Origin of the sequence: Dolichospermum circinale AWQC131C (assembly GCF_000426905.1) — a bacterium.
GTDB classification, from domain to species: Bacteria; Cyanobacteriota; Cyanobacteriia; order Cyanobacteriales; family Nostocaceae; genus Dolichospermum; species Dolichospermum circinale.
The window spans coordinates 39,527-64,134 of the sequence record NZ_KE384595.1; the positions used below are offsets into that span (position 1 = coordinate 39,527).

The following is a 24,608-nucleotide window of genomic DNA, read 5'->3' on the forward strand; positions in this document are numbered from 1 at the left end:
TTAAAATATATCATATCATATAGGAGTCCGGCTTGATTCTTAAAAAGATACATGGGGTGCGTTACGAATACAGCTAACACACCTCTCAAGGACCGATACCAAGACAGTTTTACTCCTGAATTATACTGTAATTTTTTCAACTTTGTTGAATATGACTATGTAACATTACTAAAGTCTCCGCTAATTGACTCAAGCGATTTTCTAAATCTTGTTGACGTACTAATAGTTGACGTAATCTTTTATGACGAGCGATCGCTATACTAACACTAGGCACTTGGTCCACTGGACATGGACGTGACCAAACCTGACCCGCTGCATCTACTCCACAGAGGCGATATTCGGTATGCACTGATTTATAAGATTCTTTGTCACCATTAGCGCAAATTTCCTCTACATAGTCCATGAGTCGATCTACTTCGGCATGACGCAACGTAGCTGTTACACCTGTTTCCGGTTGTTGGGGATGAGATTCTAACCAACCATTAATAATTGCACCTTCTAAATAAATATCCTGAATTTGTTGTACAATAGTTTGCAGTTCTATTTGCCAACTAGCAACTTTTTCTTGAATTGCTTGGAGCATATTCATGGCCAGCGCTGGGTTAGCTCCGTGACGATGACTACTAAAAGAAGGGGTTTTAAATTTAGGGAGAGTTGGTGTTTTTTCTCCAGTCTCTTGGGTTGGAAAAACTGGTACAGAATCATGTTGAGGAAATACAGCCTCTGAATTTCCATGACTAAGGTCTGTATCTAGTTTAGTATTATCAGTTACCCCTGTATTGTCAGAATTGTCCGTAGATTCATGGTGTCCGATGCTAATCCGAAAGGAGAAAGAGCGTTTTGTTTGATCACCCGTTTCTGTAGTAACATCATCATGGCGAGTTTTTAAGTCATGTAGCGCTGCCTCGATCCGTTTCAACCCTGGTTTCATAAAAATATCCTAAAAATTTATGGTCTTGATCAAAAAAGAATTCAGGAGGACAAAATAAATTTCTGCTCAGATTGTTAAATTTAGCAGGCTTTCCTCTAGCTAGGCTTGATTTCCCTCACGGATGTTTACTTTCAAGTATTATATAATAAAATGGGTCATGAATAAATTGATTTTGGTGACGGGTGCAGCTCGGTCGGGTAAAAGCGAATGGGCGGAAAATTTGGCAGAAAATTCAGGAAAAACAGTTGTATATATCGCCACAGCCATACAAGATGCAAATGATCAAGAGTGGCAACAACGGATTGAAAAACACCAACAACGACGACCTCAAGATTGGTTGACTCTGTGTGTACCAGTGGAACTTACGGCTACTTTAGCTCAATCCCAGACCGATACTTGCTTGTTAGTTGATTCTTTAGGGACTTGGGTAGCTAATTTTCTAGAAATAGAAGATGTAATCTGGGAAAATACCGTAAAAGAGTTGTTAGAAACCTTGCCCTTAGTTGCAGCTAATATCATATTTGTGGCCGAAGAAACAGGTTGGGGTGTAGTTCCAGCTTATCCTGTGGGGCGCAAATTCCGCGATCGCCTCAGTATGTTAGTTCGGCAATTAGGTAATATTTGTGAACCTGTTTACTTAGTTGCAGGTGGTCATGTTCTCAACTTAAGTTTACTAGGCGTACCATTACCATCACCTAAGTTTTAATTTAATTGATGCCAATGATGCCAAAAAATCAGAAAAATTAAATAGAAAATTAAATAGAGATAATTTTATAATTTTTACTTGCCAACTGACAAAATTCTGTACTATAATAAAAATGTAAAGTGCATGGGGCTTTAACGGTTTCGACAGGTTGGCGAAGGCTACTCTGTGATTCAGGTCGAGAGCGAGTCATCTCTCGGAAATCAAAGACTCGAAAAAAAAGTAAATGCGAACAATATCGTAAAATTTGCTCGTCGGGAAGCTCTAGTAGCTGCCTAAAACACCTCTTATAGGTTCGAGCGTCTTTAATTTGACTCCGTTAAGGATTAAAGACCTAACCCCCAACGGATGCTCCAACAAACGTTCTCTGGTTGGTTTGGTGGCTAAGATTAAATCAGAGCATCCTACGTTCGGGATAATGAACGATTCCGGCCTTGAGGGTCAGAAAGGCTAAACCTGTGAACGAGTGGAGGGTTAATACCCAATTTGGACATGGGTTCGACTCCCATAAGCTCCATTTTCAATAATTCTTAAGCCCGCTAAATACTTTAATGTGTAGGCGGGCTTTTTGCTATGTATATGAAATATAGTAGTCTTTGTCCAAAGTATCAGGAACAGTGTAAGCAAAAACGTTATAGATAAATTCTAAACATTATGCTCACACTGACGTATTTGAAGTATTTTAAGCATTTTAAGCATAGATAACAAGCCAAGAGTTTAATTCCTTCATGTCAGTAACAACTTTACGTAAAGTTTCACTGAAATAGAAAACTTCATAATTAGGTGTAAGTTCTTTTTGCAGTTGCTTCCACAAACTAATACCTTCTGCTTCAAAAGCTTTTTTAGCTTCTAAACTGGGAAAACCTGATGAATTAGGATCTTCCCAGTTCAACTTTGCATCATAAATATCTGCCCATTTTTCCAAACGGCTAATAGTTTCTTTACTTAATGGCATCGTTTCTGGATCAATATCTCCAGCTTTATCATAACTAGCCCACCATAGTGGGTAGCATCCATAATCAGCCATGAGTTTGATTTTTTCTGCCATAGTCACTTTACCAAATTATAAGGAAGTTCTGGGATTAGCTCCCACTATATATCCATTATCGCTTACAGTCACAGATATATAAAGGGTTTTGCCATTAAAGTTAACTTCATAAATAATGCGAGTTTTTTTTCTTCCTTGATACCCAACTATTTTTCCTTCGGTTACTGCTGTAATAATTGCATCTGGTATCTGGTCTGCTTCTATTCCTTGACCTGCAAATTGTGAAGAATGTTCTTCTAATATGTGCTGGAGTCCTGCGTCAGCGTTTCCCTCTTCTAAAAAGAAGATTTTACCATCTGCTTGCTTGGCAATCCGCACAATTTTCTCAGAGCTATGCTTAATGCCAAGTTGTGCAAGTTCGGAAATTAAGGCTGATTTTTCGGAATTATTCATTTTGTTTTCCTTATATAGGTGTGTTTATCTCAACGTAGCTCCAAAAAATAATTTATAGAAATTTGTGATTTGTGGTGCGGGCATCTTGCCCGCTTTTTGAATGGACGGGCTAGAAGCCCATCCCACAAGACAAAATCCGATATTTTTTTATTTGGTAGTTTCTAAGATCCAACCTAACGACTATGCCAGGATAAACAAAATAAAAGTAATTTTTCAGGGGGTATAGAACACCAATAGCCAAAAAAGGTGACAATTGCCATTTTCTTTACACCCGTTGAACGGTTACAAATAAAAATAGGGCATCTCTTGAAGATGCCCAGTAAAAGTCAACCAACTACCAAAACTACGCCCCTACGGATTCCTTCGCAGCGTACAATACCTCAGCCGAGATATCTTTAAACCCACGTTCACGGGCAAACTTTTCGGTATTTCGCTTCACTTTCCCCCGCACAAAACCAGGAATTTTATTCAATTCTGCTTGGCCGTCTTTTGTCCAATTCAAACCAGATTCCGCAGAAATTCCTTTGGTAATTACTTCCTTTGTATCGTGTCCACCAAAGATTTCTAACAGGTGATCTTCCATTCCCAAAGTGAAAGAATTGTAGATTAAATCTGTGATTTGATTTGTGCCTTCATAACCCATAAATGGTTTGTAACCAATGGGGAAATTCTGCACGTGAATTGGTGCTGCAATCACACCGCAGGGAATATCCAAACGTTTACCCACGTGACGTTCCATCTGCGTACCAAAGATAGCAGAAGGTTCAACACGAGCGATCGCATCCCCAATTTCACCATGATCATCTGTAATTAATACTTCATCGCAATATTCGCTTACCTGTTCTCTAAACCAGTCAGCATCATACTTGCAATAAGTACCCGCCCAAACTACATGAATCCCCATTTCCCGCGCCAGAATCTTCGTTAAGGCCGCCGCATGGGTATTATCACCGAAAACCACCGCTTTCTTCCCCGTCAAGTTCTGACAGTCAATAGAACGGGAAAACCAAGCCGCTTGGGATACGTGCAGAGTTTGTTCATTGATGAAGTCTTCGTAATTAACCTCAGCACCTTGAGCGTTAATTACCTGCTGAATTTTGCGGATACATCTAGCAGTTTCCACAACACCCATGGGTGTAATATCTACGTAAGGTGTCCCGAATTGTTCTTCTAAATATTTAGCTGTTGTTAACCCCAGTTCCCGATAAGGAACTAAGTTAAACCAAGCTTGAGGCATACTTTTTAATTCATGAACAGACGCACCTTCAGGAATCACAATATTTACATCAATTCCCAAATCAGCCATTAACCGTTTAAGTTCGGTACAGTCGTGGTTATTGTGGAAACCAAGGGTAGAAACGCCGATAATATTAACCGAGGGTTTAGCGGTTTTCTGTGTTGGTAATTCCCCCCGCTTCTGGGCTTTTTCAATGTAATATTGGACAATTTGTTGTAGAGTCCGGTCTGCGGCTTGTAGTTCATTGTAGCGGTAATGGTTGACATCCGCCAGCATTACGTCCCCTTTTGCTTCTAATTGCGCCCGTTCCACAAAGTTGTGTAAGTCTTCTTGCAAAATGCTGGAAGTGCAGGTAGGAGTTAAGACAATTAAATCGGGGTGTTCTTCCGCGTCTTTGCGAGTAATATTGTCTACTACCTTTTCTTGAGAACCACGGGCTAAAACGTTTCTATCAACGACGCTGGTTGTCACTGGAGTGAAATCTCTCTCCCGCGATAGCATGGAACGCATGACGTTAAAGTAGTCATCACCCAGGGGCGCGTGCATGATTGCATGAACGTTTTTAAAAGAACTAGCAATTCGCAAAGTACCAATATGGGCAGGTCCTGCATACATCCAGTAAGCTAATTTCATCCGGTTTTCTCCCTTTGCAACTTAAAATTTCTATAAGTGCTTGATTATTAAATCGTTTCTGATTTTCTCAAATCTACCAGCTATGAACAAATAAGGTTTGTTACGAGGTTCTTTGGTGTGAAAGATGGTAAAACCTAGTTCCTGACTGGGTTATAGCTGCTATTTAAACAATATTTATGTTGTTTAAGTCAATAAATCTTAATGATTTGTAAAATAAGCTGTTACGTATCTAAATTAAACCTGTGGGAAATATATACGAAAAAATGATACATCATACATAGTAACACACATACTACATTAACTTTAAAAATGCTCGTCTTGCATTCATCAAGAATTTCTTAGATAATTTGGTGAACTGGGATTTTATCGCTGCAAATTTTGCTGCTGAGATTTTAACGAGTGATTGCTCATGGGTGATTAGTAATTTAATATTGTTACTGATTACCCTTTATCCAATACCCAAACCAATGCTATTTAATTTTTTTAAAAGTTCTCATGTTATTACAAATATTGAATTTAAGTCTAGTTGGTGTGTAGCTTATGGAAAACTAAGTAATTTCACCAGGGATATAATTTGGCAAGATCAGAAATTTGCAGTTATTTCTAATTCAGATAAATTTGCAATCAGTGATAGTCAAAGATTTGTAATAGTTGGAGATATTTGGTTAAGTAACCGAGGAGAACTACTGCAAAAATTAGGAATAGAGATTAATCATAATTGCAGTCATCAAAAAATAGTAGCACAACTTTGGGAAAAATACAATTCTGAATGTTTAAAGCTATTATTGGGAATGTTTGGGTTAGTAGTTTGGGATTGTGAAAAACAGGAATTATATTTAATTAGGGATGCTATTGGTGGTCGCACTTTATATTATACTACCACAGGTTTAACTTATTGGATAGCCCCAAAATTAAGAACTTTAACACCTTATCGTTCTGATAATTTAGATTTAGTTGCATTACGGGATTATCTTTGTTGTGCATTTGTTCCGGGAGAAAGGACACTTTGGGAAGATATTAAAGAAATTCGTCCCGGTAGTTTTCTAAAACTACCATCTCACAAAGTTGATCATTATTGGCAATTAAAAGAACAAATTATAGACACAAATCAACCTTTAGAATGGTATGGTGAAAAATTGCGGTTTTTACTTGAACAAGTTGTTAAAGAATATTTGCCCGAAAATCAACCGGTTGGTATTTTCCTATCTGGTGGTTTAGATTCTAGCAGCATTACCGCACTAGCAGCAAAATTACATCATGCACCAATTCACACCTATTCTATTCATTTTGGTGCAGAAACTGCGAATGAATTAGAATTTTCTAGTTTAGTTTCTCAACATTGTCAAACCCAACATCACATCTTAGAAATCAGCTTTCGGGATATGTGGGAACGTTTACTAGAAACCATGGCTTATTTAGATGATCCTATTGGTGATCCTTTGACAGTTCCCAATTTATTAATAGGGAGAATAGCGCGGGAAAATGTGCAAATTACCCTAAATGGAGAGGGAGGAGATCCTTGTTTTGGTGGTCCAAAAAATCAACCTATGTTAATTAACAGTTTATATGGTTCTATTAATAATCAAGATTCATTACAAGCTTATTTAACATCTTTTCAAAAGTGCGCTTTAGATTTACCACGACTTTTAAAACCAGAAATTTGGCAAAGTTTAAAAAATGAATCATCTGTATTTAATCATGATTTAAATACCGATGTCAATTATTTGAATAGATTAATGTTTTTAAACATTAAATTTAAAGGTGCAGATCAAATTTTAACAAAAGTGAATAATTTAACTCAAGCGGCAGATTTACAGGGTTTATCACCATTATTTGATCAGCGGATAGTTGAATTAAGTATGCAAATTCCTCCAGAATATAAACTTTCAGGAGTTCAAGAAAAAGCGGTTTTAAAAAAAGCAGTTAGTGACATTTTACCAGATACTATTATTCATCGTCCTAAAAGTGGAATGATGGTTCCTGTACAATTGGGATTCAGAAAATATTGGCCAAGAAAAGCGCGGAAATTGTTGTTAAACAGAAATAGTCAGATATCAGCTTACATTAATCAGGATATATTGCGTGAATGGTTAGATTTTCAAGGTGATATTTGGGGAAGATATGGTGTTAAACTGTGGTTATTGGTGAGTTTGGAAATTTGGTTGCAAGTAAATAAAAATACATTGGAGAAGTAGTTAAATGCTAAAAGAACTTCATTTACAGTCTGTAGGACCATCTCCTCAATTTGATGTTGAATTTGCTGATAGAGTTAACATTTTTACAGGGGATAATGGATTAGGTAAAAGTTTCTTACTAGATGTTGCTTGGTGGGTACTTACTGGAAACTGGGTAGAACAACCCGTTTATCCGCAAAGAAATACAGAAAAACCTCCAGAAATTATCTCCCAAATTATCACTCTAGATGATGATGAAGGAAAAAATTATTCCTTTAAATTTAATTTTTCTAAACAAAAATGGCAAGATTTAAGAGTTCCCTTTCATAGTGTTCCCTTATTAAAAGGAATAATTATTTTTGTTCGTGTTGATGGAAGTTTTTCTGTCTTTGACCCTGCTCGTAACCATAAAAATGCCTATAATTTTACCCCCGATACACTTTGGAATGGGTTAAAATTAAAAGAAAAAGTTATTTGTAACGGTCTGATTCAAGATTGGGTAACATGGCAAAATCAACCCCAAAAAACGCCATTTCAACTTTTATCAGATGTCATTAAACAACTTGCACCTCATCCTGATGAATGGATAGAAATAGGAGAACCAACGCGAGTATCTGTTGATGATGTGCGTGATATTCCGACAATTAATCTTTCTTATGGGAATATTCCCATTACCCAAGCATCAGCAGGAATGAAGCGGATTTTGGGACTTGCTTATTTATTAGTATGGACTTGGTATGAACACGAAAAAGCTTCTGAATTAAAGCAGCAAGAACCAATGAATCAAATAGTTTTATTAATAGATGAAATTGAGTCTCATCTCCATCCTCGCTGGCAAAGAGCGATTTTACCATCTATTTTATCAGTAGTCAATCAGTTAAAATCAAATATCACAATACAAGCTTTAGTTACTACTCATTCTCCCCTTGTGCTGGCTTCATTAGAACCAATATTTGATGAAGAACAAGATAAATTATTTTTATTTGAACTACAAGGAAAAGACGTTGAACTAAATGAAATTTTGTGGACTAAACAGGGAGATACTGTAGGATGGTTAACATCAGAAATATTTGGACTAAAACAAGCACGTTCTCAAGAATCAGAAACCGCAATTGAAGCAGCACAAGCGTGGATGCGAAATGATAATATGAATACTTTTCCTGAACATTTGAGAACACGATCACAAATTCATCAGGAATTGCAAAGACTTTTACCGGGACATGATCAATTTTGGCCACGTTGGATAGTTACAGCAGAAAGAAGAAATCAAAAATCATCAGACTCATAGTAAATATGTTAAAGTTTAATCCTCCAGCAGAACCAGAAAATTTTGATGCAAAAGCACGACAACCAGGTAATAATTGGTTAGAAAAAAATCCAGATAAAAAAAGACCAAAAGATTATTGGTCAAATTTTAAAAGTGATTTAGCTGATGGCTTTGGTAATCTTTGTGGTTATACTATTATGTATGAACCTGTTGGCACTGTAGACCATTTCCTATCTTGTGAAAATCATCGTGATTTGGCTTATGAATGGAGTAATTACCGTTTTGCTTCTGGTTGGATTAATAGTAGTAAAGGTACTCTTGATAACCAGATTCTTGACCCATTTGAAGTTGAAGATGATTGGTTTGAAATTTTTTTACCTTCCCTACAATTAGTAATAACTGATGCAGTACCAGAAGAAAAACGCCAAAAGGCTGAATTTACTTTACAAAGATTACCTTTACAGGATGATGAAAGAGTTCTTCGTCAGCGTCGAGAATGGTATAAGTTGTATATTGATGGTGATCTTACCCTAACAGGATTAGAAAAGAAAGCTCCCTTGATTGCTCGTGCAGTTAGAAAACAACAAGCAAATTCTCAGTTAGAATAATTATTAGTAACATCCATGTTTATTCAACCAAAACTTTCCACCATATAAATATCATTTCCTGAATTAATGCCTGAATCACCAATTAAAATTATACTACTATCATCACTTTCTAAATTCAAGCTTCCAGAAATACCATGTCTGAGAACTTGAATTAATTTTTGTGGGGTAAAAGATTCTAATTCGACAAAATTACCAGTATCTAACCAAGCTAATTCTTCAGCAGTTAAACTCTGACGAATATCTACAGATAATTTTTTAGCTTCGTCTTTTAAGTGTGAAGAAAACCGAATAAACATTTTTCCCTGACTCGCAATAATTTGACGGGGTAAAAGTCCCAGGTCAATAATTGTCACATTGCTATTTAAAAACCACTTTTCACTGGTGCGAAGATGATGAACTAAACTGACACCTTTAGGACTACAATCATGAATAGCATAGACTTTTAAATCAGGGTTACGTCGTAGCATTTCCATTGTAGTGGAAAAAATGCTTTGAGGATAACCGGTAATACTGAGAATTGCACAATTATTTTCAAAGTGGAAATTATTAGCAATTAATAATTGTGCCATATTAGCACTATCACAAACTACTAATCTATCAAAACTATAAGCTGTTATATCGGGGTTAATAGATTTAGGTGCAATTTGTTCTTGTTGTGAAGTTAGAACTTGATCAACTTTACCATTTATTTGTTGCCATTTTCTCAACCAACTATCTAAATCTATGGAAGAAAATAAAAATTGTTGTGGTAAATTTTGGACTTTTCCTAACTGTCTAGTTCCTAAAAATATTGATAGCAACCCTAAAATTACTACAATAGAGAAAACAGGGAAAGAATCTAACACAAATAAACTTGCTGATATTCCCACTACCAGAATTAGCACTCCCAGTCTTTGTAAGGTTTTAGCACTTGCTTTCCGACTAGCATTGTTTAATCTACTTGAATTTGTGTTATTAAATAAATACAAAATTGTACCTGCTTGGTAAACTAGATTAACAACAAGAAAAGAATTAGGTATAAAAGCAGCAGTAACTCCTCCACCAAAACCTGTTACCCAAACATTCAAAAAAAGATATAAAGACCAAAATCCTATTGGTTGAAATGCCTTTTTTCTAACCCGACTATCTAAAAAATAAAGGAGTTGTTTGGGTGTAAAATATAAAGTATAACTAGCTGAAATATCTGCTAATGTTTTAGAAAACATAGAATCGGTAATTTTCACAGTTCCCATACTTGTGGGTTCAAAAACAAAAGGATGATTGCATTTTAAACATCTTCCTTGATTTGCTGTTCTGTCTTTTAATTTATTATCAGTTCCGCAGTTAATACATTTCATGGTTTTGTTGGTTTTGATTTTGGGGATATATTAATAATTAAAGAAGTCGAATTTTAGATGATTTGATTATTAAGTAGAATGCTGTAATCTTCCCGTTTACGAATTAAACGATGTCTACTATTTTCTAATAATACTTCCGCAGGTCTGGGACGATGTAAAAAGTGAGAAGACATAGCATAACCATAAGCACCAACATCTAAAATAGCGATAATATCGCCAATTTCTAAGGCAGGAAGTTGGCAGTTTTTGCCTAAATAATCCCGTGAATATGTGGTATTTCCACAAACATCAGTTAGATACTTTTGAGAAGTTGAATTTTTCAAAGTTCTAATTTCTCGATAACCTCCATGTACAGAAATAACAGAAATATTAGCAATAGTAGAATCTACACCGATAATTTGTTTTTCTCCTTGCCATTTTACCGAAACAACTTTAGCCAATAAAGTAGCACAACTCGCTATAGCAGAGCGTCCTGGCTCAATCATTAAATTAATATTTTTGCCAATTTTACTAATTTTATTAGTTAATTGATGTCCAAATAATTGCCAATCAAAAGCCACATGATCATGATGATAGGGATAACCAAAACCACCGCCAAAATCTAAATATTGCCAATCTGGTAACTTTTTTGCAGTTGCTAAAATTGAATCAATTACATCAGTAAAAGCTGTTGTTGCATTAGTTCCCGTACCGCGATAAAAATGTAAACCAGAAATCTTTAAACCTACAGCACGACTAATAGAAACGGCCTGATCAAAATCTAGAGAACTAACACCAATACGACTATCCTCCGCAACATTCAACCGCAAACCAAGATTTAACTTTTCTACTGTGTTTTTCTGCGTTTTTGCGCGAAATAAAAAAACCTCACAACACAAACGCAACTGAGAAATACTATCTAAATTGAGAGTTGTTACACCCCAATTAATAACTTCTGCCATTTCCTCCCGATTTAGATTACTACCGCTATAGACGATATCACCAGGATGAAAACCCGCATTTAAACCCAAATAAATATCACCTGGAGTATTAGCATGAAGTCCCCAACCGGCGTTTTTAAATATTTTTAGTAATGCAATATTACTATTTGTTACACTAGCAAAATGAAACTGAGTATGGGGATAACTAATAGCTTTGGTAATATATGAAATAGTTTGGCGTAAAATATCGGCATCATAAACATATAAAGGAGAACCGTAAACTTGTAATAGTTCATGTACAAGTTCTGGTGTTAATTCTGGTCCTAAAATTGGAACTTTTGGTACTTTTTCCATAACCATGGAGGTAAGATAAATGGGTGATATAAGGACTTTTTACCGAGTTCAGAACCAAAAACGTGAGTATACCAAAGTTGCCAGATGATCAATAACCATAGACTTTCGCCAATACGTCGTCCTTGAATTTGTCCCCCCAGTTTACCTGTGACAATTCGTGACGCAATATCGGGAAAAAAGTAGCTATGTGATTCCATTATACCAGGATTTAGCCAATTGCCAAGATCATGCCAAAAATTATTTAGACACCAGGAGGTGAGGGGAACACCCATACCACGTTTTTGTCTCCAAACGATCTCCTTTGGTAGCCAATTTTCGACAGCGCGTTTAAGAATATACTTCTCACAAGCACCGTGTAAACACAGTTCACCGGATAGTTGAAAGGTCCATTCTGCTAACAGTAAATCACAAAAAGGCGATCGCACAGCCAAACCATGAGCAAAACCCAACGCAGTCGCACGGGGGTGAATATTTTGCGCTCCTTTTAACATCAAACTACCACGACGGAGGCGATGTAACAAGGAAGGGCAAAAACTAGTATCAAGAGCATTTAACAACCATTCCTGAGCATTTAGACCTTGAATTTGGGCATATATTTGCGGCTGATAAATCCGTTTTTCGTAACTCCAAAAGTGGTGAAAAGTGCGGAGATATTGCTGCATAAAACTTTCCATTTTATCAGGATATTCAGATTGATAAATACCCGCAGCAATTAAAGGTTTATTAGTCCAACCGGCAAATAATTGATCACCACCTTCACCATTAAAAATCACCTGAGTTTCTTGAGCAGCAATTTGATTTAAGAGATATAAAGGAACAGTTACCCCGTCACCAAAGGGTAAATCTAAAGCTTTTACAGTAGGAATTAAAGCCTTTTTAATATTACTGGGACTAGCATCAACTTTCACTAAAGGAATATTAAGAAATTCCGCCACTTGTTCCGCATAAGGATATTCAGGAATACCCACATTACCAAAATCCAAAGTGTAAGCGCGAACTTTTACCCCAGCTTCCACCAATAAAGACGCAACAATGGAAGAATCCAAACCCCCAGACAGAAAAACTCCCACAGGTTGATCTTTTAAATCAGAAATTTGTGTTTGAATTGCATTTTTTAATAAAATTTGTAATTGAGAAACTGCGGTATTTTCATCTTTAATTTGTTCCTTTGATTCATACCATTGATAAATATTGTCAACTTGAGGATCACCAACCCCATTAAAAATCATCTCAGTTCCCGCAGTCACAGAAAACACTTCATTAATAGGGGTGAGAGGATTAGGAACATAGGAAAAACAACTATAACCATATAAACCAGAAATACTAACCTGCGGTTTTTCTAGGATTTCTAAAAGCAATTGTAACTGAGAAGAAAACCAAATTACCCCACCTTGCTGAGTCCAAAATAAAGGCACTTTACCAAAAATTTCCCGACCCAAAATCAACCGATTATTTGTTATCTTCACCCAAACATCTAAGACCGAAAAACCCCCAGCCGAAATACCCGCAATCGTATTTTTTGGTAATACAGGTAAAGACTCACAACCAATATAAACAACATCCCAAAAGAACTTCTCCGCTTCACTTCTTTTCTTTGCGCCTCTGCGTCTCTGGGTGAGAAACTCTTTGCTTTTATCACCCCAATAACCAATAAAATGATAGGGAAACATAATTATTGCACTACAAAAGTTGCTTCACTAATTTTCCGACCTTCCAGAAACATTTGTACTTGCCAATTTCCCACAGGTGTACTAGAATTAATAGCATAACGACAAAAAGTATCCCAAACTGAAGTTTTGATTTCACTAGTTTGATAGTTATTTTGTTTAACAACTTGACCATTTGGGTCAATCCAATCACAAGAAAGATTGAGTTTTTTACCTATAGGTGCATCTTTTAAAGTCACACGATAAACAAGTTCTGAATTAGCTTGACGGGAGATATTTTTTATATTTTCATCATTTGATTTTAAAGTAATTTTGTCTTGTTGTGCGGAAACATTAGCCAGTAAATAACTTTTTTGTTGATGAAAAAACACTGTTAATCCTATGGCAATAATTACAGCCGCAGCTACTCGCAAACCAATTAATTTATGACGGCGTTCTTGGACTTGTAAAGCTTGTTTACGTCGAATTTGAATTAAGGCCTCATCTAATAATTCAGGTGGTAAATTCAGGTCTTGTAAAATTTCTCTAACCTGTTGTTGATCAAGTTCTGCTTCTTGACGTAATTGCAGTGTTTGAACTTCAGCAATTATTTGGTTTAATTGTTCTTGGTTTAGTGATTGGTTCATAATTTTAAATTGTTCAGATCAGTTCGGAAATAGCTGTAATTAATTCAAATACATCTATGGGTTTAGGAAGATACTTTTGAAAACCGGCGTTTAATACTTGATTGATGACTTCATTTGCAGTATAACCTGTGAGTGCGATCGCGGGAATTTGTCTTTTCTGGGTGGATTCTAAAGACCTGATTTGGTTAAGTAAATTATAGCCATTTTCCTCTGGCATCCCAATATCAGTGATTAAGATATCTGCTGGGAACTGTTGGAGACATTTTAATGCTTCCCTAACCGAATCTGCCGTCATGACTACTGCTCCATATTCTTCCAATACAAAAACCAAAAACTCACGGACATCAACATTATCATCAACAACTAACACTTTTACACCATCAATAGTTGAATTTGGGGAATTGTTGGGCGACTCCATCAGGGGGTTTAGCTCTGGCTGTGACTGGAGTAATGGTATTCTAACTGTAAAAGTTGCTCCCTGTCCCTTACCTAGACTTTTAGCCCAAATATTTCCCCCGTGCAATTCTACCAAGTGACGGACAATTGCTAAACCTATTCCTAATCCACCATAATTTCGGGTATTGGAAGCATCAGCTTGACGAAAATAGTCGAAAATATAGGGCATAAAATCAGGATTAATACCATACCCTGTATCAATTACTTGAATTTGTGCTTCTGATCCTACTGTTTTTAGTCCGATTTCAACTTGTCCTCCGGGGGATGTAAACTTAATCGCATTAGCGAGCAAATTCCAGACAATTTGTTGTAAACGAATTGGATCACCTAATACCATCACATGATCAGATTCAATTGTCAGCAATATCTTAATTGACTTAGCTTTGGCTGCTAAATACATAGTATTAATTGCGGTTTCAATTGGTGATACTAAGTTGACTGGGTGAATATTGAGGCTGATATTACCTCGAACCATTCGAGAAATATCTACTACATCTTCAATTAATTGGGTTTGTGATTTGGCGTTGCGTTCAATAGTTTCTAAAGCCAGTGCTGTTTTTTCGGGACTTAATTTCCCGGATTGCAGCATTTGTGACCAACCAATTATAGAAGTCAGCGGCGATCTTAATTCATGAGAAAGTATGGCTAAAAACTCATCTTTAATGCGATTAACTCGTTGAGATTCCTCGTAAAGATGGGCATTATTCATTGCTAATAATAGCATTTGCGCTAACTGCACTAAAATAGCTTCATCATCTTCTGTAAAATCACCTTCATATTTATCAGAAAGGTGCATAAAACCAATGTGTTTACCTTTAATATCAATCAGTGGTGCTACCAGCCAACCGCGCAGGGGTAAATTATTATTAATTGCGGCTGGATGTGCTTCTAGTTCAGCCTGAGTCATTCGCATTGAATTTGGGATTTGACAACCTAATTTATAAAAATCAGATTCATCAAACTTTTCATAATTTTCCCGCCACTGTTCATATTTATCTGCAAGATGAACTGTATGAACTGCTTTTGTGCAACTTTCATCTATTTTAATACTAATGATTGATTGGTGCGCTCCGATAATTTCCGCAGCTTGCTGTGTAACCAATTGCAGTATATTATTAGTTGATAGTGTTGAATTAATAGCAAGAGATAAATCAGCTAACTTTTGCAAACGATTAGTGATTTTGAGAGTCATAGCATATTCTTCTAATTGTTGATTAGCTTGTTTAAGACTGTCTGCCTGTTCTGATAAATTAGTATATAACTGAGCATTTTCTAGAGAAATAGCAGTTTGGGTCATTAGCAAGTTTAAAACTTCGATTTTATTATATGTAAACGCGCCTACAGTTAGCTGATTTTCTAAATATAGAATACCCATAAATTTACCTTTATGAATAATAGGAAGACATAACAAACTTTTAGGTTGCTGGGAGACAATATAAGAATCAGCAGCTATTAAAAGATGAGTTTGAATATCATCTGTGACGAATATTTTCGCCGTATTATAAACATAATTAATCATATTTATAGGAATATCTTTACTTAAATTAACCGGGGTTGATTCCTGGATAACAGTTGCATTATTTATTTTTATGGCTTCGACAAATAGATGATTATTTTTAACTAAAATTAAAACAGATTTAGTTGCACCGCTATTTTCCATGATCACTTGCATTAATGTTGATAGCAATTTATCTATGTGGATTTCACTAGCAATTACTTGAGAGAATTTTATAACTGTTTTCAAATCAATAGCCTCCGAAATACTATTATTTTTAGAAATCATCATTGATACAGGTTTTTTTCCTGCTTGTAGGGTCTTAGCAAGTAATTGGGGATAGGATTTTTCTAAATGGTCTACCTTAGCTTTTCCTCCCCAACGTAAATATCCATAATATGCCTTTGTCATATATAATGAAGCAATTTCATTTCTACCTAAAGATAAATAAAACTCTGCCGCTAATTCATAAGATAAGGCCTCTTCATGAAGATATTCATAATTATTTGCACCTTCAATAGCTCGGTCATAATATTCCATAGCTAAGAGCATTTGCCCTAAAACTCGCGCTTTTTCAGCTTCTATCAGGTCATATTTATGTTGATAATTCATTGGTGCATTAACAGCCCAATACTGCATCTTTTCCTGATTTGCCAAAACTTGTTTCATGGACTCCATTTGTTCATGTTCTGACTGATAATTATATGCAGCCAAAAGAGACAAAGAATAGTAAAAATTATGTTGGCTGACAGTAATTTGTCCTGGCACAGATGTTATATATTCTTTAGCAAAAATAGCATTATCAAGGGCTTTTTTATATTCTTTAAATAAATAAAATTGTATGGTTTTAGTTAGATAAAATCCAAAGAGAGAGTGATAATTTTTATTATTAACTAAAAATAGAAACAATTCTTCAGTAAAAAAATCACCATTAAATTGGCATTTATCCTGATTTATTGCTTGCAAATTAAATATTATTTGTTGCCAAGTTTTGATGTTTTGAGTATGCCAATCGAGTTTTCTATGAGAGATTAAAGCAGCACAATTTTCTAGATATTCAGATACAGTTATTAAATTTTCCCCAGCAAATAACATCATGAACATATTAAACGTATAAGCAAAACCTAAAAAGTCTGTTTCACCTATTTTCCAGCCATATTCAGCAATCTCTTGTAAAGGAACTATAGATCCTCGAAAATGCTGTTTCCAATAAATAATATGAGAATACCATAACATTAAAATTCTGAATCTGATCACTTGATTATCAAACTGCTCTGATAAATTAAGAGCTAATTTTCCATAACTATATCCAGTATTAATATCGGAAAATCTATCGCAGACTATCAAGCCATAACAAATATAAGTATAAGCAGACTCCACAGAATTGCCATATTTAATAGCCAGATTTATTATAGTAAGTATAATCGGCAATTCCATCTCCAATTGTGAGAAATAAGCTATAAAACCAAGTCCCATTAGTATCCCCATTGCTGCAAGTTTATAAAGATCTGTCATTTTTGGTAAATGTATTAAGTCCTCAACGTTAACATTTATTAGGGGTACTTCTTCTACAGTAACTTCTAGTTTCTCCAATAATTTTAGCCCTCTATCAAAGGTTAATTCCATGTCCTGCATGAGCATTTGCTTTTTGTATACCTTAACTTCATCTAATACACTAATTGCATTTTTATTAACTATTTCTATATAAGTTATTGCTTGCTCAGAATGAATATTTAAATATGCCGCCTCCACCGCTTCTATATAAAGGTTTAATGTTAGGTTATATTCATGCTGCCAACTATCTGCTGCAAGCAATGATAAACCTTTTTTTAAATACCTAAAAGCAGCATCATAAGCTGTAGCTGATTTAGCTTTAGAACCGGCAATTAAATTTAGTTGAGCTACTGCATATTTTTCTGACTGAACTGTAATTAAATCCATGCCAATATTCAACTGATTCACAATTTCAAATATATTTTCTTCTATGTCTTTTTCCGAGGTATTTTTTAAGAGCAATTGCCCAACTTTTAAATGGGTAGATTGTTTTTCTTGGTCAGGAATCAAAGCATAAGCAGCTTGCTGTACACGGTCATGTAAAAATCTGTAACTAAATTTCTGTTCTTCGTAGTTATGAACTGCTGATAACTGTTGATCATTAAGTAAATCAGATTGAAAGAAGTTGTAAATTTTTGTTGTGGGAATTATAAATTCTTCTAACAATGCTTTCCACAAATCTACCGCTGTTTCTATCTGAGATTTTTGATTAATTTTTGCTAATGTATCTAAATTAAATTGGTTGCCAATACAAGCGGCCAGCTTTAATACTGATTGAGTTGATTCGGGTAATTTTTGTAATTGCAGTGCCATAAATTCTACCACATCATTAGTGATAGCTAAAGCTTGAATTTGTGCGATATCACACTGCCAATAACGACAATCAAAGTTAAAGCGAATTAAACCATCTTCATAGAGAGATTTGATAAATTGGTGGCTAAAAAACGGATTTCCCTGGGTTTTTAGATAGACTAATTCAGTAAAAGGTATAGCTACTGTAGTCGGACAATTCAGAGTATCAGCAATGAGTTGATTGAGGTGAGATTGATTGAGAGAATTTAGAGTAATAGTATTAACTGATGCAGTTTTGCAGATATTCTCAATAGTTAATATTAAAGGATGTGTAGCAGACACTTCATTGTCCCGGTAAGCACCAATTAACAACAAATAACTAATTTCATTTGTAGTCATTAGTAATTGCATCAATTTAAGAGAAGCCAAATCTACCCATTGTAAATCATCAAGGAATATGACTAAAGGATGTTTTTGAGTGGTAAAAACATGAATAAATTTCTCAAATAGCAAATTAAAACGATTTTCTGTGGCCATGGTGGACAATTCTGGAACAGGAGGCTGTTTACCAATAATTTGTTCTAATTCTGGGATAACAGTAATAATAACCTGAGCATTTTCTCCTAATGCAGACAGAATTTTAGTTTTCCATTCTTGCAATTGAGCATCACTTTCAGTTAATAGTTGATCTATTAAATTTCGGAAAGCTTGTATAAATGCAAAAAAAGGAATATTGCGTTGAAATTGGTCAAATTTACCTTTAATAAAATAACCCCTAGCACAAACTATGGGTTTATGAACTTCATTAACTACAGCGGTTTTACCAATTCCCGAATACCCAACCACCAGGATCATTTCCTTATTATTAGCACAAATACGCTCAAAAGCTGTGAGCAGAGTTTTTACCTCTACTTCTCTACCATACAGTTTTTCAGGAATAGTTAGGCGATCGCTAATATCTCTTTTTCCTAATTCAAAAGCCTGAATATTTTCAGTTTCTTCTCCAGCTTTTATACACATTTCTAAATCATACTTAATCCCATAGGCAGACTGATAGCGATATTCAGCATTTTTCGCCATCAATTTATGAATAATTGCCGATAAAATGGGGGGAATATGACTATGAATATTATGTAATAATGGGGGTTGTTTAGCAATATGGTAATGTATCAATTCTATGGGGTCATTACTAGCAAAAGGTAATTCTCCAGTCAAAAGCTCAAAAAATGTCACACCTAAAGAATAAAAATCTGTGCGATAGTCAACCAAGCGGTTAATACGTCCAGTTTGTTCTGGAGACAAATATGATAAAGTTCCTTCCAGAACATTAGGACTAGCGAGAGTTTGAGTTTCTCTCTTAAGTAAACAAGCAATACTAAAGTCAATTAGCTTAACTTCTAAAGTGCTAGTTTTAATCAGAATATTAGCGGTTTTTATATCTTTATGAATTACCCTTTGATGATGCAATTCTTGTAAAATAGAAACTATTTGTAAAGCAATAGTGAAAAATTCTCTTAATCCTACCGCGCTGTTTCCCATACCTCCTTCCCCCCATTCTTTAATTTTTTCCTGGAGAGAAATACCCTCAAAATCCTCCATTATTAAAGCATAGCCGTTTTCATAATTTTCCAGGCCATAGGTTTTAATAATGCCGGCAATATTCAGATTTTTGATAATAGTATATTCATTACGAAACTGTACCAATTTCTCGAACTTTGGGTACTCATGACGTAAAAACTTGATAACTACTGATATTTGGTCTTTTTCTCTTATGCCTCGAAAGACCAAAGTTTCGCTACTAGAATAAATTTTTTCAAGTATTTTATAACCTGTTAATCTCAGCATTTGCATATCCCATAAAATTGTTTTTCACCAAATGTTTGTCACAATAGCGAAATAAAATTGCTTCTGATAATGGCTGCTATTTTTTCATAATGCTCGCTGTAAAATAAATGGAAGATATAAAGACTATTGCCATAATTCAAAATCAAAAATATCATAACTTAAAAGTTGCCATATTGCCAATAACCACAGAACTTTATTAATACCTCATTCTTGAATTGCAGCCGTTATTCATTTGTAACAATTTGTGAAGCAATAGCAAGGTTTTTCTTTTTCTCTCTCTTCTTAGGAAAGGGTGAGGGAGAAGTTAGGTAGGGAGGTGAGGTTTTTTATGTTTTAAGACTTAGGACTTACGCAAAATATTTCCACAACCTCGTCTCCTTCGTGTTCTTTGCTACTTCGTTGTTCATTAGTTCGTAATTTTATTATTTATTCTTGATTTTGTAAAACAATTTACTGATTTTTATAATCACATAACTTACGCAAAATATCTTTCAAATCCTGATTTCTCCGTGACCTCTGTGGCTGGAGTGGTTCGTTATTCCATGAATCTTGCGTAAGTCCTAAATCAAATTGACCTTGTTTATTTTGATATGATTTCCTGTAACATTCTCAATAATTATCTAATAAATTAAATATCCAATAATCAACAACAAAAAATTTGGTTTTTGGTTACTTACTATTAGTTCATATCCCCAACTTTTTTAATAAGTCAGGGATATGAATTTTAGAGAGTATTAATATCAATACCTTTAGCTTCTAATTTTGCTAATAGGTCTTGATAATTTTGACGTTCTTGTTCAGCACGTTTATATTCTTGTTCAGCACGTTTATATTCTTGTTCAGCACGTTGATTTAATTCTAGAAATGTGAGAAACTTTTTTCCATCAGGATAATAAATTTCTAAATTACTTGATGTTATTTCCAGTCGTATTCCTAAACGCGGACTTACCCAATTATTAATTTCCTCAATATCTTCTAACCACTGTTTTTGAAGAATAAATCCAGTTAACTCAATTTTTTCTGGATGATAAACATAATATTCTTCCACACCATGACGTTGATAAAAAAGGAGTTTCTTAGCCATTTCTTGGCTGCGATTTCCTGGAGATAAAATTTCAAAGACTACTTGAGGAGGAATATTATTTTCTTCCCATTGTTTATAAGAACCCCGTTTACCTTTTGGTCTACCGAAAATAACCATGACATCAGGTGCTTGACGGGTTTTTACACTTCCCTCCACCGGATACCACAGTAAATCACCGGCGATAAACACATCTTTTTCTGAAGCAAATAATAGCTCTAAATTTTCTTTGATTTTAACTATCCATTCATAATGTTCTGTATTATCAGCCATGGGATTTCCATCACTATCAGGGTAGATGATTTCTAATTTGGTTTCTGGTGTGAGTTGTTGTACCATATCTGTAGCTCCATTTTACCCAAGGTAAATAAATTTTTAACTTGACAGTGGTGCTGAACCTATTGATAATTATATGTTATTTATGAATCATTTGTCAAAAAATTCAGATATCTAATGCGGAGGAAATACTTTACTTAAATCTAGCGATAAATCGGGAAAACAAGGTAGAGATATCGCTTGATTTGGTAAGACAATTCGCCTATTTGCATAACCAAATTCACCTGATTTATTTTGATATGGTTCACTGTAACATTCTAAGCAATTATCTAATAAATTAAATATCCAATAATCAACAATTCCGGCTTTTGCATACAGAGGTATTTTCACCTTTTGGTCATAATCTATCGAAGAATCTGCAACTTCTATGACTAATAAGATATCAGTCCCTTGGGGGTGAGATGATAAATAATTATCATCACGATTTTTGATAATGGCAAAATCTGGTTCTGGTTCGCTTTTTGGTGGTATGGTAATAGGGGCTTGAGATTGTAAAGTTCCTCTGTCTCCTATCATTTTAGGAAGTTCCCGCAATAAATTACGTAAAGAAGTTTCATGCGCTCTACCTTTTGATACCATTTCTATTAATTCTCCGTTAATTAATTGAATGTGATCATCTTCTTTGAAAAAGCCGATTTCGGTGAGTTGGTGATATTCTTCCAGAGTAAAACTTTTAACCTGAATCCTAGTCATATATCTTGCTCCTTGAGGAATTGCCATTACATATATTCTAAAATGTGCCAAGAATTGCTATCCTAGAATCATAATAACTATTAAGGAAACAATGCGATCGCCTACTCTTACCCCGACAATGACTGCTTTTCCCTTGGCCGCTGTAGTCGGCCAAGAAGCAATTAAAATAGCTTTGCTGTTGACAGCAGTAGACCCCGTTTTGGGGGGTGTGGTAATTGCAGGTCGTCGCGGTACTGCTAAATCTGTAATGGCGCGTGCCATTCACGCTTTATTACCACCTATTGAAGTTGTGAAAGCTTCTGTTAGCAACTGTGACCCCAATCATCCAGAAGAATGGGATGATAAACTCTTAGCTGAACAAAGACAGGAGATAGAAACGGAAATTATCCCTGCACCTTTTGTGCAAATTCCTCTGGGTGTGACAGAGGACCGGCTTTTGGGTTCTGTGGATGTGGAACAGTCGGTTAAGCAGGGTGATACAGTATTTCAACCGGGGTTACTCGCTACAGCTAATCGAGGTGTGCTGTATGTAGATGAAATCAATTTATTAGATGACCAAATTAGTAACCAACTTTTATCGGTATTATCGGACGGACGTAACCAAATTGAACGGGAAGGAATCAGTTTTCAACATCCTTGTAAACCGTTGTTTATTGCCACCTATAATCCAGAAGAAGGGGCATTAAGAGAACATTTACTTGATAGAATAGCGATCGCTTTATCAGCAGACGGAGTTCTGGGTATAGATCAAAGAGTACAGGCAGTTGCACAAGCGATCGCTTATTCCAAATCTCCCACAGAATTTCTGCAACAGTACAGCGAAGACATAGACTCCCTGAAAACCCAAATCATCCTGGCACGGGAATGGTTAAAGGAAGTCACCATTACCCCAGAACAAATTACCTACCTCGTCAATGAAGCCATTCGCGGGGGTGTGGAAGGACATCGTGCGGAACTATTTGCGGTGCGTGTAGCCAAAGCCGCAGCAGCATTAGAAGGACGTAATACGGTAACAGCGGATGATTTACGTCGCGCGGTGGAATTGGTCATAGTTCCCAGAACCACCATCATCCAAACACCACCAGACGAACAGCAACCACCTCCACCTCCACCCCCACCACCAGAAAATCAAGACGAGTCGGAACAAGAAGAAGAACAGGAAGAGGAACAGGAAGAGGAAAAAGAAGAAGACCAAGAACAGCAAGAACCTCCAGACATTCCCGAAGAGTTTATTTTTGACCCAGAAGGGGTAATTCTTGACCCAGAAGTGCTTTATTTTACTCAAATGGCACAACGTCAAGGTAAATCGGGAAGTCGCAGTATTATCTTCTCAGACGACCGGGGACGGTATATCAAGCCAATGATTCCCAAAGGGAAAGCCCGACGCATCGCCGTAGATGCCACATTGCGAGCCGCAGCCCCGTATCAAAAAGCACGGCGAGCTAGACAGCCAGATAAAAAAGTCATTGTTGAACAGGGAGATATTCGTTCTAAGCGGTTAGTGAGAAAAGCCGGCGCTTTAGTCGTATTTGTTGTAGATGCTTCTGGTTCAATGGCTTTAAATCGGATGCAATCTGCTAAGGGTGCAGTCATGCAGCTTTTAACAGAAGCCTATCAAAATCGTGACCAAGTATCTTTAATCCCCTTTAGAGGAGAACAAGCCGAAGTATTATTACCTCCTACCCGTTCCATTGCTTTAGCCAAAAATAGGTTAGAAAGATTACCCTGTGGTGGCGGTTCTCCTTTAGCACATGGTTTAACTCAAGCTGTGCGGGTGGGGATAAATGCCCAAATGGGTGGCGATATTGGACAGGTTGTTATCGTGGCAATTACTGATGGACGCGGTAATATTCCGTTAGCTCGTTCTTTGGGTGAACCCATAGAACCAGGAGAAAAACCAGATATTAAAGCCGAATTATTAGACATTGCGGCCAGAATTAGGGCTTCGGGAATGCAATTATTAGTCATTGATACGGAAAGTAAATTTGTATCAACTGGTTTTGCGAAGGAATTATCAAAAACTGCTGGAGGTAAATATTATCACTTGCCAAAAGCCACCGATAAAGCGATCGCTGCCATGACTAGAGGTGCTATAGCTGACATGAAGGCAAAGTAAATTAACGTAAATAACCCCCTGGGGGCTTTGTGATATCACAGTTCTTTGTAGTCAGGGCTTTAGCCCTAATCAGGGGGTTTTCATTCTCGAAAATTTAGCAGAAGCAAGAGCAAAACTTTTACTTTTATCCCATATTCTTTACTTACAGCAATTTCAATGTACTTAGGGCTTGCTGAAAAAGTTATCTGTGAAAGCAGGGAACAGGGAACAGGGAACAGGGAACAGGGAACGGTTTTAACTGCTGGATATCCTCAATTTTCAAAACATATTTTATTAAATATAGGACTTACGCAAGATTCATGGAATAACGAACCACTCCAGGCACAGAGGTCACGGAGAAAT

General features: G+C 35.9%; 17 protein-coding genes, 1 other RNA gene and 1 pseudogene. 8 read left to right on the forward strand and 11 right to left on the reverse strand.

The window, feature by feature from the left end:
* Positions 1-136: 136 nt before the first annotated feature.
* A complete protein-coding gene (locus ACIR131C_RS0104720) occupies positions 137-931 on the reverse strand; it encodes a hypothetical protein (RefSeq protein WP_028089268.1) in 795 nt (264 codons plus the stop codon).
* A 157-nt stretch (positions 932-1,088) separates the two neighbouring features.
* Here ACIR131C_RS0104720 and cobU point away from each other — a divergent pair, with 157 nt between their 5' ends.
* Positions 1,089-1,637: a bifunctional adenosylcobinamide kinase/adenosylcobinamide-phosphate guanylyltransferase gene (gene cobU / locus ACIR131C_RS0104725; protein ID WP_028089269.1), complete on the forward strand. Its 549-nt coding sequence runs from the start codon at positions 1,089-1,091 to the stop codon at positions 1,635-1,637.
* A 125-nt stretch (positions 1,638-1,762) separates the two neighbouring features.
* Positions 1,763-2,154: a transfer-messenger RNA gene (gene ssrA / locus ACIR131C_RS24295) on the forward strand.
* A 171-nt stretch (positions 2,155-2,325) separates the two neighbouring features.
* On the opposite strand, the gene ACIR131C_RS0104730 is transcribed toward ssrA, so the two are convergent.
* The 3 genes from ACIR131C_RS0104730 to bchB all read right to left on the reverse strand — a co-directional run bounded on the left by ACIR131C_RS0104730 (position 2,326) and on the right by bchB (position 4,945).
* Positions 2,326-2,682, reverse strand: a complete 357-nt coding sequence (locus tag ACIR131C_RS0104730) for a hypothetical protein (protein WP_028089270.1) — start codon at positions 2,680-2,682, stop codon at positions 2,326-2,328.
* Positions 2,683-2,697: 15 nt separating this feature from the next.
* Complete coding sequence (locus ACIR131C_RS0104735; RefSeq protein WP_028089271.1) at positions 2,698-3,075, reverse strand: hypothetical protein; 378 nt, start codon at positions 3,073-3,075, stop codon at positions 2,698-2,700.
* A gap of 343 nt (positions 3,076-3,418) precedes the next feature.
* Positions 3,419-4,945 carry a ferredoxin:protochlorophyllide reductase (ATP-dependent) subunit B gene (gene bchB / locus ACIR131C_RS0104740; RefSeq protein WP_028089272.1) on the reverse strand — a complete coding sequence of 509 codons (1,527 nt, stop codon included), beginning with the start codon at positions 4,943-4,945 and terminating at the stop codon, positions 3,419-3,421.
* A 284-nt stretch (positions 4,946-5,229) separates the two neighbouring features.
* Here bchB and ACIR131C_RS26575 point away from each other — a divergent pair.
* The 4 genes and pseudogenes from ACIR131C_RS26575 to ACIR131C_RS0104755 form a co-directional block, all read left to right on the forward strand.
* A pseudogene (locus ACIR131C_RS26575) lies at positions 5,230-5,328 on the forward strand (Fe-Mn family superoxide dismutase); the annotation flags it as partial.
* An 84-nt stretch (positions 5,329-5,412) separates the two neighbouring features.
* Positions 5,413-7,140 carry an asparagine synthetase B family protein gene (locus ACIR131C_RS0104745; protein ID WP_035371522.1) on the forward strand — a complete coding sequence of 576 codons (1,728 nt, stop codon included), beginning with the start codon at positions 5,413-5,415 and terminating at the stop codon, positions 7,138-7,140.
* Between the two features lie 4 nt (positions 7,141-7,144).
* Positions 7,145-8,407: an AAA family ATPase gene (locus ACIR131C_RS0104750; protein WP_028089274.1), complete on the forward strand. Its 1,263-nt coding sequence runs from the start codon at positions 7,145-7,147 to the stop codon at positions 8,405-8,407.
* Between the two features lie 5 nt (positions 8,408-8,412).
* On the forward strand, positions 8,413-8,994 hold the full coding sequence (locus ACIR131C_RS0104755; RefSeq protein ID WP_028089275.1) for a hypothetical protein: 582 nt from the start codon (positions 8,413-8,415) through the stop codon (positions 8,992-8,994).
* Between the two features lie 23 nt (positions 8,995-9,017).
* Here the strand turns inward: ACIR131C_RS0104755 and ACIR131C_RS0104760 are convergent, their stop codons facing one another.
* From ACIR131C_RS0104760 to ACIR131C_RS0104790, 7 genes are all read right to left on the reverse strand, one after another.
* Positions 9,018-10,331: a toprim domain-containing protein gene (locus ACIR131C_RS0104760; RefSeq protein ID WP_028089276.1), complete on the reverse strand. Its 1,314-nt coding sequence runs from the start codon at positions 10,329-10,331 to the stop codon at positions 9,018-9,020.
* Between the two features lie 53 nt (positions 10,332-10,384).
* Positions 10,385-11,611 carry a diaminopimelate decarboxylase family protein gene (locus ACIR131C_RS0104765; RefSeq protein ID WP_081677158.1) on the reverse strand — a complete coding sequence of 409 codons (1,227 nt, stop codon included), beginning with the start codon at positions 11,609-11,611 and terminating at the stop codon, positions 10,385-10,387.
* Positions 11,575-13,275, reverse strand: a complete 1,701-nt coding sequence (locus ACIR131C_RS0104770) for an asparagine synthetase B family protein (protein ID WP_028089278.1) — start codon at positions 13,273-13,275, stop codon at positions 11,575-11,577. Before ACIR131C_RS0104770 ends, ACIR131C_RS0104765 begins: the two co-directional genes overlap by 37 nt.
* Positions 13,276-13,277: 2 nt before the next feature.
* On the reverse strand, positions 13,278-13,898 hold the full coding sequence (locus ACIR131C_RS0104775; RefSeq protein ID WP_028089279.1) for a DUF3859 domain-containing protein: 621 nt from the start codon (positions 13,896-13,898) through the stop codon (positions 13,278-13,280).
* A gap of 13 nt (positions 13,899-13,911) precedes the next feature.
* Positions 13,912-20,040: an AAA family ATPase gene (locus ACIR131C_RS21920; RefSeq protein WP_196811723.1), complete on the reverse strand. Its 6,129-nt coding sequence runs from the start codon at positions 20,038-20,040 to the stop codon at positions 13,912-13,914.
* A 724-nt stretch (positions 20,041-20,764) separates the two neighbouring features.
* Complete coding sequence (locus ACIR131C_RS0104785; RefSeq protein ID WP_028089280.1) at positions 20,765-21,460, reverse strand: Uma2 family endonuclease; 696 nt, start codon at positions 21,458-21,460, stop codon at positions 20,765-20,767.
* A 111-nt stretch (positions 21,461-21,571) separates the two neighbouring features.
* Positions 21,572-22,150: a Uma2 family endonuclease gene (locus ACIR131C_RS0104790; RefSeq protein WP_028089281.1), complete on the reverse strand. Its 579-nt coding sequence runs from the start codon at positions 22,148-22,150 to the stop codon at positions 21,572-21,574.
* 91 nt (positions 22,151-22,241) lie between these two features.
* Here ACIR131C_RS0104790 and bchD point away from each other — a divergent pair, with 91 nt between their 5' ends.
* Together bchD and ACIR131C_RS26580 are read left to right on the forward strand one after the other, a co-directional pair.
* Positions 22,242-24,266: a magnesium chelatase ATPase subunit D gene (gene bchD, locus ACIR131C_RS0104795; protein ID WP_028089282.1), complete on the forward strand. Its 2,025-nt coding sequence runs from the start codon at positions 22,242-22,244 to the stop codon at positions 24,264-24,266.
* Between the two features lie 156 nt (positions 24,267-24,422).
* A partial coding sequence (locus ACIR131C_RS26580) for a hypothetical protein (RefSeq protein ID WP_231395389.1) occupies positions 24,423-24,608 on the forward strand: 186 nt, incomplete at its 3' end.